Source organism: Cnuella takakiae (assembly GCF_001953305.1).
Taxonomy (GTDB): Bacteria; Bacteroidota; Bacteroidia; order Chitinophagales; family Chitinophagaceae; genus Flavisolibacter; species Flavisolibacter takakiae.
Genome location: NZ_MTFE01000010.1, coordinates 2,849,740 through 2,862,966 on the forward strand (window position 1 = coordinate 2,849,740; position 13,227 = coordinate 2,862,966).

A 13,227-nucleotide genomic window follows, 5' to 3' on the forward strand; every position below is an offset into this window, starting at 1 on the left:
GCTTCAATTAAGGCAGTTGCAGGTAATGCTGGCCGTCTTCATAATCTTTATCCAGCGCATCAATGATGGTTTGCATGTGCAAAGGATTGTAGAGGAAATCGGCATTGGAGGCATCCACCACCAGGGTTTTTACCGGGTGCTGCTTGATATACCGCGTATAGGTATCCTGTATATTCTGCAGGTAATTGTCTGGAATTTTTTGTTCATAAGGCCTTGCTCTTTTCTTGATATTCTCCTGGAGCTTGTTCACTGGTGCATGCAGGTAAATGAGTATATCGGGCTGCACCAGTTGCTGATGGATGATCTCGAAAAGCCGCTGGTACAAGCGGTATTCATCTCCAGGTAAATTAACCTTGGCAAATAACAGGCATTTGGTAAACAGGTAATCCGAAATGGTAACCTGCTGAAACATGTCTTTCTGCTGAATGAGGTCTTTCAGTTGTTTGAAGCGCTCGGCCATGAAGAACAACTCCAGTGGAAAGGCATACTGCCCGGGGTTCTCGTAAAATTTGGGCAGGAATGGATTGTCGGCAAATTCCTCCAGTATCAGGCGTGCATCAAAATGCTTTGCCAGCAGGTTGGCGAGGGTGGTTTTTCCCGCTCCGATATTGCCTTCAATGGTGATAAAATTGTACTTCATCTACAGTGGCTTAAACAACGGCGGCAAAACTACGGTAAATAGCTCCGCACCGGAAGCCGCACTATTTACCATTTATACACATGCAAAGGATCCGTGCATTGTTCCAGCATCTGTTGTATGGAAATATGGTGTATGGGATGTACCAGCCCCGGAACCAGTTGTGCAAGGGGCACCAGCACAAACCGGCGTGCTGCCATGTGGGGGTGCGGAATGGTAAGGGTGGGCGTGTGTACTATTGCATCGTTGTACAAAAGGATATCAATATCCATCAACCGGGGCCCATACTGCTCCAGCCTTTCCCTGCCCATATCCTGTTCAATATGGAGCACGGCAGCCAGCAGCGCTTCAGGCTCCAGGCCGGTATCCAGTTCCAATACCTGGTTTAAAAAAGCGGGTTGGTCTTCCTTTCCCCAGGCTTCTGTTTCATATACTGCCGATTGCCGGCAGATAATGCCGCAACGAGTAGCTATTGCACTTGCTGCTGTGTGCAGCAGTGCTTCGCGGTTGCCCATATTTCCGCCTATCAGCAAATAGGCCCTGTTCATCCTTTGGTGCATCAAAGGTTCAAATATCTTGAAGAATTTGCGTACAACACTTAATTTGGCGCATGGCCCAGTTTTTCAAGATATTCTTCGCTTCCCTATTAGCCCTATTTGTTTTTACCCTGCTGTCCGTATTCCTCTTCTTTGGCATTGTTGCAGCTTTCAGTTCCAAGGAAAAACCAGAGATCGAAAAAGCTTCGGTGCTGGTGTTGGATCTGTCTCAACCCTTTAACGAACAGGAAAGAGAAAACCCGTTGGCAGACCTTACTTCCAGCCAGTCGTCGGCGCCCGGCCTGTTTGATGTGGTGCGCCTGATTAAGACCGCAAAGACCGATGCCAAGGTTTCCGGTATTCATATCCGCGCCAACGGCAATGCTAATTCCTTTGCCTCCAGCAACGAACTGCGCAATGCCCTGTTGGATTTCAAAACCTCGGGCAAGCCTGTACTGGCCTATGCCGATGTGATGAGCCAGGGCGCTTATTTTGTAGCCAGCACGGCCAACAAAGTTTACATCAACCCGGCAGGCGGACTTGATTGGTCGGGTTACAATATTGATTTTGTTTTTTTCAAAAACCTGCTGGACCGTTTGCAGATAGAGCCGCAGATTTTTTATGCAGGTAAATTTAAAAGTGCTACCGAGCCATTCCGTACCACGCAAATGACGCCTGAGAACAAGGTGCAAACGGTGGAGTGGCTGGGCGACCTGTACCAGCATTTCCTGCGTTCTGTGTCCAAATCCAGGAACATTGATACCGCATCCCTGCACAAACTGGCTACCATTGCCGCCATACAGAGACCTGAAGATGCCCTCACCTTCAAATTGGTGGACGGGCTGAAGTACGACGATGAGGTGCGCCAGGAATGGAAGCGCCTGCTGAAGGCAAAAGAAAATGAACAGCTTAACTTGCTGGAAATGTCGAAGTATGCCGATGCAGCGGACTTCCGCGTATCGGGCAAAGACCGGATTGCCGTGGTATATGCCCAGGGCGATATTGTGGATGGCAACGGTACAGACGACAATATCGGAGGTGACCGTTTTGCGGCCCTTGTTCGCAAGGTTCGGCAGGACCGCACCATCAAAGCCATCGTGGTACGGGTAAACAGCGGCGGCGGCAGTGCCCTTGCCAGCGAACTGATGTGGCGCGAACTGGAACTTGCGAAAAAAGACAAACCCGTGGTGATGAGCTTTGGTGATGTTGCCGCTTCGGGTGGGTATTACATGGCTGCCGGTGCAGACAGCATCTTTGCACATCCCAATACCATTACCGGTTCCATCGGGGTATTTACACTCATTCCAAATATGCAGGGCTTTTTCAACAATAAGCTGGGCATCACCTTCGATGGCGTGAAGACCGCGGAGTTTGCCGATGCAGGCGGCGTGTACAAGCCTTTAAATACCACAGAAAAACAAATCATCCAATCGGGTGTGGACCAGATATATGACCGGTTTAAACAAAGGGTAGCCACCGGCCGCAAACGCAGCATTACTTATGTAGACAGCATAGCTCAGGGACGTGTTTGGAGCGGCGAGGATGCCCTCCGGCTGGGTCTTGTTGACAAGTTAGGCGGGCTGCAGGACGCCATTGATTGTGCTGCCCGTATGGCTAAAACAAACAACTACCGCCTCCGTGAATACCCGGAACAGGGCGACTGGTTCAACCGCCTCCTGAATAAGGCCACCAACGACCAGCCCGGCATCCAGATCCGTGAGCAGGTAGGGCAGGAGAACTACGAAGTATTCAAGCAATTGGTGCAGATCCGCAGCTGGACAAAAGGCGTTCAGGCCCGCATTCCGTTTTATTTTTTGGCAAAATAAAGTGCCGCATCATATTGTATTTGCCGGTGAAGAGGTCCTTCACCGGCTTTTTTATGGGGACAGAAAAACGAGCGCCTGCCCCGATTGGCTTTGCCGCCTATCTTTGGCTTCAACTGTTGCTCCTCATGAACAAGATCCTCTGCATTGGTGAAGCCCTGATTGATATGATTTGTACCGACCGCGATACGCCGTTGTCGCAGGGGGAGCAATTTTTGAGCAAACCCGGTGGTGCACCTACCAATGTTGCGGCTGCTATTGGCGCACTGGGTGGGCAGGTAAGCCTTGTTGCCAAAGTAGGGCAGGATCCCTTCGGGCAAAAATTGGTGGATGTGATGGAAGGCTTTCAGGTGGACACCCGGTTGGTGCTCCGGGACCCGGAACGCTTTACCACCTTTGCCTTTGTGTCGCTGCTGGGCAATGGAGAAAGGGATTTTGTATTCAACCGCGGCGCTGATGGACAGCTTTCAGTCGCGGACCTGCAAGGGCTTGATTTTTCAGATTATGCCATTGTCCATTTTGGATCTGCTACCGGTTTCCTGCCCGGACCCCTGCAGGAATCCTACCGCTATGCATTGGCGCAGGCAAAGGCTGCGGGTTCTTTTATCTCTTTTGATCCCAACTTCCGCAAGTTGTTGTTTCCGGGAGATACAGCCCCCTTTGTAGCACATTCTATTGATTTTATCCGGCAGTGTGATTTTTATAAAGTAAGCGATGAGGAAGCCTTGTTATTAACCGGCGCATCCAAAATTGAAGAAGCTGTCGTGCAATTGCAGGAATTATCGAAGGCAGCCTTCGCTATCACCATTGGCAGCGAGGGAACGATATTTCGATTAGGCCAGGACGTTATTACCGTTCCATCCATTAGGGTGGCACCTGTTGATACCACTGGTGCCGGCGATGCATTTGTAGGGGCTTTGCTGTACCAGTTGAGCACTTTGGATAAAAATGCACGCAACAATCTTGGTTTTGACCAATGGCAGGTTCTTGTAGCCAATGCCAACAAGGCTGGCGCCCGCACCTGTACCTATATGGGAGCCATGGAAGCATTCAGGCACCTGAGTGCAGGCATTTTCGAAGCATAAAACCATTTTATCAACACCAACAAAAAAGCACCGGTTTCCTGGTGCTTTTTTGTTGGTGTAAAGAAATTATTACCTGGCAGCAACAGGTTGGGTTGCCTGAACAGCGCTACTGCTTTTGCGTTTCAGTTCCAATTTAGTTACTACATACTTACCCAGTTGATAACCTACTTTCTGGCCTTCTTCCAGGTCGCAGCGGTAATGAATGCCGCCGTACAACCGTGACATGGAAGCCTCATCGGCTGCCTGCCGGAATGATTTAAAACTGCGCTCCTTAATCCCAAATTCTACCAGCGAAGTATCGGTATACTGAAAAGGCTCGCCGAAAAAATGCGTCATCACTTCAGCTGATGCCGCGGAGATTACAGAGTGACCACTGATATAGGAAGGGAAGGGCGGTGTCTGGATAAAGGGACGCCACTCTGGGTCGATGTTTTTATTGATCACGGTCTCGGGCCGAACTGTGTTGGATGAAAACTTGGCCTTCCAGCAGGAAATAAAACCATCAAAAAGCGCAATGGAAGTTTGGGTGTAGGCCGCAACAGTAGTGTTGAAATCGGCACCTGCTTTTTTGGCGGCAATGCCCACTATGTTCATCCAGTGACCCGGAGGCGAAAACTTCTTGGTGGCAAACATTACGTGTCCCTGCACATTCATCTTGAATGGATTGTCGTCGAAGAATTCAGCAATATGCTTTTGTTCTTCGTTTAGCGAGTCCACCGTAGTTTTTACCTCCATCAGGTCTTTGTAGAACGCACTGTTTTTATTACTGAGGTCAAATTTGGGCGGCGCAGGCGGCATAAACTGGGTACAGGTATCCAGCACCAGCGGCCTGATGTCGCACCAATGCGGTTCCATTGCCTGTGCATACATGGGAGGCGTAGGTACCCAGCGGCCATCTTCGTTCAGCACCGTAAATTTTTCGGAGCTGCGGGTTTGGGCATACTGGTCTTTTTTACTCCATTGCATGATTGTGGCAGAAATGGTATCAGAAAAAGCAACAGTGGCATCCAGCATATCGGAAGACATACCGGCACTGTCGGCGCCATTCTTCAGTTGCTCGTAATAATCCATCAGCACCCCTTCGGGAAAGGTAACCGCATTGCCCACTTTTACAAAAGAAAGCAGTGCCGCCAGTTGGTAGTCAACCTGCTGGCCGGCAGCTGGGCGGGGCATCTGGGGCAGGTGCCTGATCTGGCCATGCAGGGTGCGATAGCTGCTGTCGCCGGCAGCGATGCATTCGTATGCCGCAATGTTGGCATACGCATAATTGCGGGAGGCCACCACGGGTGAAAAGTTGTTTTGCAGCACCACATCATTGAGCTGCTTAACGGTTTTGGCATACAGGAAAGGATCGTGGGTATATTTCGTGTAGTCCTTTGGCTTACAGGCAAACAGGCTTACTGCCACCAGGCAGCACCATACAATTTGTTTCATAACAGGGTTGATTTGGTGGAAAGAACAAGGTTCAGCAATACAATGATTTGCTTACCTGTTCCGGAGGCTGGCTGGGTTGCGCACGAAAGGGTTCGGGGCTGATAGCGGAATTTGCATATCCCACATGCATGGCCAGTTTATTTGTAAAACAAATTGTTTCCCAAACCGGCCCGGGGCAATATTCGAGCATCAGCGGCTTTACAGGCGTTTGTTGTTTTGCCTTGCCTGCCTTAAGGGTTTGCAGGTCGTAGGCAAGCTGGAAGAACTGGTCCCTTGCTCCTTGCAGCCTTGTGGAGGCCACATCGCGCAGGCAGAGGTATTCGATGGAATCGTTGTAAATGCGCCGCTTTACATATTGATAAACCGTTCCTTCAATGGTAACGGCACCGCTGATGTGCTGAAACTGTTCCGAGTTGGTGTAATACGGCAGGGAAACCGGCACTTTGAGGGAGATGAGTTGCTCCTGCTGGTAAGCTTCTTCATTAATGGCGGTCACCATGGTTTGATCGGCCCGGCTTTGCAGCAGGTCTATGACCACCCGGTAGCCACAAAGGCTAAACAGGAGGATTCCGGCAAACAATATGGAGAGCAACCGTTTCAATCAGAAGCAATTTACAGATTCAGGAGCAGAAACTGGGAAGGCTGAGTAAGATCAGGGATTTTACCTAAGCTATTTGGCCTTGTTCGTAAAAGTTTTCCGGTCCGGGCCAACACCCGTGATCGTTACCTGCTTCCAATGGGGCGGCAATGCGGTATTAATTTGCCTGATGCCTGCAGGGGTTATGTCCACACCCCCAAAGCCCATGATCACCGACTGCAGGATGCCGCCTGCGCCGGTGGCAAAGTAGGGATTAGTGCCTCCCTTAGTTTCCGCAATCACCCGGAAGGGTGCATTGAGGTTGGGGAGGTAGGCATCTTTGAACCACTCGTAAGCTTTAGCGCCATTGCCCAACCGGGCATACAGCAGGGTAAACACTGCCTGCGTCATAGCGGGCGTGCCCTCGTTGGGTACCCGCTTTTCGTAGTATTCCAGGTCACGGCGGACCTGTGCCGGGTCGGTGATCTCTTTCAGCGGGTAAGCCAGCAGGTTTACATCTGCCTGCTTGATGCCTTCGCCTTTATAGGTGGCATGTTCCTGCGTTACGCCATCGGCCATTTTCAAAATGGGAATGTTGGCCGCCACCTGCGTCCAATCGGTATTGGCCTGAAAGCCCAAGATCCGGGCGGCCTCGGCAGCATATTGCAGGTTGGCTTTGGCAGCAGCATTGGTAAATGCATTGTTGTCCACGTTCTCCGCCCACTCGTCGGCGGCCACTACGTTTTTGATTTCGTACTTGCCCGGTCCATTGCGCTCCACCCGGCTTGCCCAGAAATCGGCAGTTTCCTTTAATATTGGCCAGCCGCGATCGCGCAGCCAGGCTTTATCCTGGGTAACCAGGTAATAACTCCAGGCAGCATGGGCAACATCGGCGGTAATATGGTGCTCGAAGGGGCCACTCAGCGCCCAAACGGGTGTTTCCTCAACACCGGTTTCGGCGCTCTCCCAGGGAAACATGGCGCCTTTAAATCCTTTGCTGAATGCATTTCTCCGGGCTGCTTCGAGGCGGTTGAACCGGTATTCCACCAGGCCTCTTGCAATTTGTGGCTGCATCACCAGCAGGGCGGGGTACATCCACAGTTCGGTATCCCAGAACACGTGGCCGTTGTAACCAAGACCACTCAGTCCCATGGGTGAAAGCGAAAAGGCTGAACCTTCGCGGGCAAAGGAATACAGGTGGTACAACATGCTGTGCACATCCTGCTGCGCCTGTGCGTCGCCTTCAATCTGGATATCGCTTTTCCACAGCTCCTGCCATGCCTGCCGGTGAAACTGCAGCAGCCTGTCTCTGCCTTCTAGTTTGGCATAGATGGTCAGGCGCTCGGCTTCGTTCAGCGGGTCGTCGTGGTGGGCGGAGGTGATGGAAGAGCCCGCAACCGAATAGGTATATGTTTCACCAGCCCGCAGCTTGCGGCTGAACTTCATCAGGTGCATATTATTGTCCCACATTTCATGGATGACACGGGGTTCCTGTCCATGCTGTTCGGGAAATAAAAAACTGTTGGAGGCGCACATCAGCAGTTTGCCCGTGGGACTTTTGGCCGCCGAGGTAAGCAGGGAGATTACCACATGCGGGCGGTCTATTTCATTGTAATAATTCTGTACATCACGCAGGGCATCGGGTGCTTCCATCACCGAGGAACCGGTGATGTTGATGTCTTTTTTGGCTTTAACGGTTACATCCATCAGCACCGTAAAAGGCAGGTGGCGTAACGAGTAATAGCTATAGCTTACGGTGGCTTCATCGCCGTATTCAATACTGGTGTTAAAACGGGCCTCCTGCATGTTCAGCTCCTGCTTCAAGGCGGTGGTATTTTGACCGCTGATGCGTTTGCCGTTGATGTCGAGGTACATATTCAACAGGTTAAAGGAGCGCAGGAAATTGGATACCCTGCCGCGGCCATACTGGTCGTATGCGCCAGCCAGAACAACGTCTTTGATTTTAAACGGCTCGGGAGCTGAAACAATACCCAGCATGCCATTGGCAACCGTAATGCCGTAATAGTTGGCAGGATCAATCTTGTCGGCTTTGATGACCCAGGGATCAGGGGTTTGGGCAAGACTCTGTAACAGGCAAAGGCTTGCAAGCAGGCAGGCAATCAGTTGTTTCATACAGGGCGAAAGTACGGAACAGGTGATTAGGAAGATTTGGAAAGGATTGATAGGGAGGGAAAGCTACAAGTTTTGAGCTGCAAGCTGCAAGCTACAAGCATCAATACAGATGTTGCAAAGGGTAGCAAATAGGTAATGAGAACGGAAGGTGCGCAGTGGAAGTACCGTTGTTATAAACAGAAAAGGCTACCCATGTGGGCAACCTTTTCTGTTTATAAATTGGCAGTTTAAACAATCAATATCGTTGTAAACCAATTTGCCTTGCAGCTTGTAGCTTGAAGCTAAAAGCTTGCAGCTAACAGCATTAATCTACTTTAGTAACCTTGATCACGTTGGTAGGCAGGTGCAGGTCTACGGGAGTAGAGCCGGTGTTTACCACCACGTCGCTGGGTTTGATAAAGCCACGTTCCTTCAGAATATCGATCTGGTCTTTCACGATATCATCCAGGCTTTCTTCTTCGCCGTAGTAAAAAGCGCGCACACCCCAGCTCAGGCTCAATTGGTTTACCAGCGAACGTTCTTTGGTAAAGATGTAGAGCGGTGATTTGGGACGGTAGGAAGAGAGCATAAAGGCGGTATAGCCGCTCTGGGTCATACCCAAGATGGCATCTGCACGTACGTCGCGGGCCAGCTTACAGGCATTGTAGCAGATGGCATCGCTGAGGAAAGAAGGGGAGTGGGGCTGGGGCACCAGGTCTTCTTCGCGGTTGTAGCGGTACTCGGTACGTTCCACCTCGCCAATGATCTTGCGCATGGTTTGCACTACCAGCGCCGGGTGCTGGCCGGTAGCGGTTTCGCCACTCAGCATTACGGCGTCGGCACCTTCCAGAACGGCATTGGCAACGTCGGTGATTTCGGAGCGGTTGGGTTTCACGCGGTCGATCATGCTTTCCATCATTTGCGTAGCCACAATTACGGGCTTGGCACGGTGGATACACTTGCGGATGATATCGCGCTGGGCCATGGGTACCTTCTCTACCGGCAGTTCCACACCCAGGTCGCCACGGGCTACCATTACGGCATCCGACTCCACCACAATATTGCGGAGGTCTACCATCGCTGAGGGCATCTCGATTTTAGCGATCACCTTAATGGTGCTGTTGCGTTCGGCCAGCCGGCGCTTCAGGTCGATGATGTCTTCGGCTTTGCGCACAAAAGAAAGGGCAACCCAGTCGATCTGCTGATCGATGATGAAATCCAGGTCAATGATGTCCTTTTCCGTCATTGAAGGAAGCGAAATCTTGGTATCAGGCAGGTTTACCCCTTTTTTGGGGCGGAGGGTGCCGCCATAGGTTACCTGTACCTTCACCTCGTCCTGGGCAGTGATCTCGGTAACCACTACTTCCAGTTTACCATCGTCAATCAGGATCTTGTTGCCTACTTCCACGTCCTTGTGCAGGTCGGGGTAGCTTACATAAATCTTTTCCTTCGTGCCTACTACTTTTTCCTTTGAAGTAAAAGTGAGGATATCGCCGGGAGCAATTTCCAGTGCACCGTTCTCGATTTCACCTACCCGTAGCTTGGGGCCTTGCAGGTCGCCGAGAATGGAAATATTGTAAGGTTCGGTTTTGTTGATGTTGCGGATATGCTCAATGATCTGGGCCTTGTTTTCATGATCGCCGTGCGAGAAGTTGAGGCGGAAAACGTTTACACCGGCTTTAACCAGTTCGAGCAGCTTTTCATAAGTATCGCATGCAGGGCCTACGGTGGCTACGATCTTGGTACGGTGTCCCACATGATCGAGGCCGGCCTGCACATCCATTTCCTTATGCAGGTATTTGGAAAGATTTTGTGACATATACTTCATTATTCCCGTGGGCAACCCACGGGTTGTTGCGAAAAAATCTGATTATACAAAAAGAAAAAGGCATACCACACTGGGCTGCCTTTGCAAAATGCTTAGCTGGCGAGGATCTTCACGATCTTCATCCACTCTTCGCTGATGGTACCTTTTTTCTTGCCAATGTTTTCGAGGGGCACGTAGTTCATGCGGTTGTTCATGATGCCTACAAACACATTGTGGCGGCCTTCGAGCAGGCTTTCCACGGCGTGGTAACCCATGCGGCTGGCAATGAGGCGGTCGATAGCGGAGGGAGAGCCACCACGCTGGATGTGACCGAGGATACAAACGCGGGCATCGATCTGGGGCATGCGGGCACGAACGGCCTTTGCCACTTCGTTGGCACCACCAAATTCGTCGCCTTCGGCAACTACGATGATGTTTACCAGCTTTTTGCGGCGCTCTTTTTCAACCAGCGAGTTGATTACTTCCTCGATGTCTGTTTTGCGTTCGGGAATGAGGATGCTTTCGGCACCGGTGGCAATACCACTGTGCAGGGCAATATACCCGGCATCGCGGCCCATCACTTCCACAATGAAGAGGCGGTCGTGGGCATCCGCGGTATCGCGGATTTTGTCGATGGCTTCAATGGCGGTATTCACAGCTGTGTCGAAGCCAATGGTGAAGTCGGTACCAACAATGTCTTTATCGATGGTGCCGGCCAAACCTACACAGGGGATATTGTATTCTTTACTGAGGGCAAGTGCGCCTTTGAACGATCCGTCGCCACCAATAACAACGAGGCCGTCGATGCCTCTTTTTGCCAGGATATCATATCCTTTTTTGCGGCCTTCGGGAGTGTAAAATTCCTTGCAACGGGCGGTTTTCAGGATGGTACCACCACGCTGGATGATATTGGCTACTGAGCGGGATTCCATCTTGAAGAGATCATCTTCAATCAATCCCTGGTAGCCACGCATAACGCCGTATACTTCCAATCCATTGTACAACCCCGTCCGAACCACCGCTCTGACAGCTGCGTTCATACCGGGTGAGTCGCCTCCGGAGGTCAGCACAGCAATGCGGCTAACTTTTTTTTGCATTTCTTAATTAATTTCTAAAGAAACTGGTCTACAGTTAGTGATTATTCAGTGTCTTGCGGGCTCAAAAATAAGGTTTTGTGTTTAGCTAACGCATTTAATAAACCAGCATTTGATAAATACGAAAAACCCGTCACGCATAAACCGGTAGAAGCACTTATTGCTGTTTTGGAAAATAAATATATGGGCCCAAGCCGACATTGGTTTTTCGTTTTCATCGCTGCAAAACTGCCTGAATGTTTGGAATTAATGCATGGTGAAAAAATGGGGTCTGTAAAAATGGCAATGAGGTAGGTACACCACAGATTAGTAGTTTTGAAGCAGCCGAGGTGCAAGGCATTGGCATCTTAGACCTTATATAATATGGCATGGTTCATGGGAAAAGAAGCAGGAGAACCTAAAGGCATGAAAATTCCCTGGAAATACGTGGCATTGTTAACAGCTGTAGTCGTGGTGGCCTGTACCAAAGAGTGGCCGGCGCGAAAAGCCGCATCTCTGAACGGGAAGGGCGGTGATGGGAATGCCGTGTTCGCATCCGAATGGACCACCATTTCAAAATGGAAAAAAGACCAAAAGGGTTTCTTTGCCGAACAGTCGTTGAAAAGCAATGCCCAAAAAGGCAAGGTCCTGCTGTTTGCCCGCAACCTATGGGCTGCCGACTCTGGGTACAACGGCGATGATATGCCACTGCAACTGCCTTTAAACTTTCTCCCTTACAACGATCAGCCCGGTCTTACCGAAACCTGGCAATACGAACTTCAGGGTAATAAACTCCGTGTAAACCTGGAAGTTGCCGGCGTAGAAAAAGCCGAACCCCGCGAAGTAGCTGTACGCTACGTGGTTATTCCTGATGAAATGTGGCAGGAGCTTTCCGTTGCCAACCCCGATACGGCAAGTATGCCTTACGAGGATTTGGTAGCCAAGCTGGATATCAAACCCTGATGCGCAATTAATCCTATTAATAGGGTAAAAAGCTGTTGGCCCTTTGCTGTTAGCTTTTAACCTTGTGCTTTCACCTGACCATTTTAGCAAAGCATAGGTAACCAACAACAATAAACCCCTTCACTGGCTATTACAAAAGCAGGTGAACTGAATACCAAAATTAAAAACGGAAGGCTGCTCCTGATTCAGGGTGCAGCCTTTATTTTGCCTTCATGGAAACCGTACTGATTACCGGCGCCAATGGCTTTGTAGGATTTTACCTCACCCGTCACCTGCTGCGCAAAGACTACCGGGTAGTGGCTACCGGGCAGGGCGCCAACCGCCTGCCCTATGCACAAGCTAATTTCGAGTGCCATACCATGGATTTTACAAATCCCTCCGATGTAGCGGAAGTATTCAGGGCTACACAACCCGCCATTGTTGTACATGGTGGTGCCCTGACCAAACCCGATGATTGTGCCCTGAACCCGGATGCCGCAGTGACCGTAAATGTGGAGGGCACCCGCAATATGCTCCTGGCTGCAGCTGGTGTCAATGCCTATTTTCTATACCTCTCTACCGACTTTGTTTTTGCCGGCAACCAGGATACTTATGCAGAAAATGATCGGCCACAGCCGGTAAATTTTTATGGCGAAACAAAGGCAGCAGCCGAGCAACTGGTGCAACAGTACGCCGGTACATGGGCCATAGCCCGTCCCATCTTATTATATGGTGTGCCGCAAACAGGCAAGCAAAATATCCTTACCATGGTGGCTTCTGCCTTAAAGGAAGGCCGGATGCTTAAGCTGTTTACCGATCAGCAACGTTTGCCCACCTATATCGAAGATTTCACCTGGGGATTGGAACAAATGATAGCCAAACAAGCTGCCGGCATTTATCATTTCTGCGGAACGGATGCCCTTTCACCATTTGATATGGGCATCAGGGTAGCCCATTACCTTGGTTATGACAAAAGCCTGATAGCAACCGCTACTGCCGCCGATTTTCACCAGCCTGCCGCCAGGCCACCGCGCACCATGTTCAGGCTGGAAAAAGTAATAAAAGAGTTTGGCTACAGGCCGACTTCATTTGCTGAAGGCATGCGGAAGACTTTGGAGGGTTGGAAGCGGTAAGTGTTATTGTTTTTCACGCAAAGGCGCAGAGGAGCAAAGAGCGCAAAGGTTTTTGATAAATTTTGAAT

General features: G+C 50.5%; 12 protein-coding genes. 5 read left to right on the top strand and 7 right to left on the bottom strand.

Annotation, left to right across the window (positions count from 1 at the left end):
• Positions 1–7 precede the first annotated feature (7 nt).
• Both BUE76_RS12470 and folK read right to left on the bottom strand, forming a co-directional pair.
• On the bottom strand, positions 8–640 hold the full coding sequence (locus tag BUE76_RS12470; RefSeq protein WP_073039939.1) for a deoxynucleoside kinase: 633 nt from the start codon (positions 638–640) through the stop codon (positions 8–10).
• 65 nt (positions 641–705) lie between these two features.
• Positions 706–1,185 (bottom strand): 2-amino-4-hydroxy-6-hydroxymethyldihydropteridine diphosphokinase, encoded by a 480-nt coding sequence (gene folK / locus BUE76_RS12475; protein WP_073040332.1) that lies wholly within the window; start codon positions 1,183–1,185, stop codon positions 706–708.
• Positions 1,186–1,247: 62 nt separating this feature from the next.
• Between folK and sppA the strand changes: the two genes are divergently transcribed.
• Positions 1,248–2,999: a signal peptide peptidase SppA gene (gene sppA, locus BUE76_RS12480; protein WP_073039938.1), complete on the top strand. Its 1,752-nt coding sequence runs from the start codon at positions 1,248–1,250 to the stop codon at positions 2,997–2,999.
• 125 nt (positions 3,000–3,124) lie between these two features.
• On the top strand, positions 3,125–4,081 hold the full coding sequence (locus BUE76_RS12485) for a carbohydrate kinase family protein (RefSeq protein ID WP_073040330.1): 957 nt from the start codon (positions 3,125–3,127) through the stop codon (positions 4,079–4,081).
• Positions 4,082–4,150: 69 nt separating this feature from the next.
• Here BUE76_RS12485 and BUE76_RS12490 read toward each other — a convergent pair whose 3' ends face one another.
• From BUE76_RS12490 to pfkA, 5 genes are all read right to left on the bottom strand, one after another.
• Positions 4,151–5,515, bottom strand: coding sequence for a vanadium-dependent haloperoxidase (locus BUE76_RS12490; protein WP_073039936.1), 1,365 nt, complete (start codon positions 5,513–5,515; stop codon positions 4,151–4,153).
• Positions 5,516–5,546: 31 nt separating this feature from the next.
• Positions 5,547–6,116 (bottom strand): hypothetical protein, encoded by a 570-nt coding sequence (locus BUE76_RS12495; RefSeq protein ID WP_143157192.1) that lies wholly within the window; start codon positions 6,114–6,116, stop codon positions 5,547–5,549.
• Positions 6,117–6,185: 69 nt separating this feature from the next.
• Positions 6,186–8,225 carry a glycosyl hydrolase family 95 catalytic domain-containing protein gene (locus BUE76_RS12500; RefSeq protein ID WP_073039932.1) on the bottom strand — a complete coding sequence of 680 codons (2,040 nt, stop codon included), beginning with the start codon at positions 8,223–8,225 and terminating at the stop codon, positions 6,186–6,188.
• Between the two features lie 304 nt (positions 8,226–8,529).
• Positions 8,530–10,023 carry a pyruvate kinase gene (gene pyk, locus BUE76_RS12505; protein WP_083596361.1) on the bottom strand — a complete coding sequence of 498 codons (1,494 nt, stop codon included), beginning with the start codon at positions 10,021–10,023 and terminating at the stop codon, positions 8,530–8,532.
• A 101-nt stretch (positions 10,024–10,124) separates the two neighbouring features.
• Positions 10,125–11,108 (bottom strand): 6-phosphofructokinase, encoded by a 984-nt coding sequence (gene pfkA, locus BUE76_RS12510; RefSeq protein ID WP_073039930.1) that lies wholly within the window; start codon positions 11,106–11,108, stop codon positions 10,125–10,127.
• A 75-nt stretch (positions 11,109–11,183) separates the two neighbouring features.
• Here pfkA and BUE76_RS12515 point away from each other — a divergent pair, with 75 nt between their 5' ends.
• From BUE76_RS12515 to BUE76_RS12525, 3 genes are all read left to right on the top strand, one after another.
• A complete protein-coding gene (locus BUE76_RS12515; protein ID WP_073039928.1) occupies positions 11,184–11,399 on the top strand; it encodes a hypothetical protein in 216 nt (71 codons plus the stop codon).
• A 111-nt stretch (positions 11,400–11,510) separates the two neighbouring features.
• On the top strand, positions 11,511–12,047 hold the full coding sequence (locus BUE76_RS12520; RefSeq protein ID WP_143157191.1) for a hypothetical protein: 537 nt from the start codon (positions 11,511–11,513) through the stop codon (positions 12,045–12,047).
• A 212-nt stretch (positions 12,048–12,259) separates the two neighbouring features.
• Positions 12,260–13,159, top strand: coding sequence for an SDR family oxidoreductase (locus BUE76_RS12525; protein WP_073039925.1), 900 nt, complete (start codon positions 12,260–12,262; stop codon positions 13,157–13,159).
• Positions 13,160–13,227: the final 68 nt, after the last annotated feature.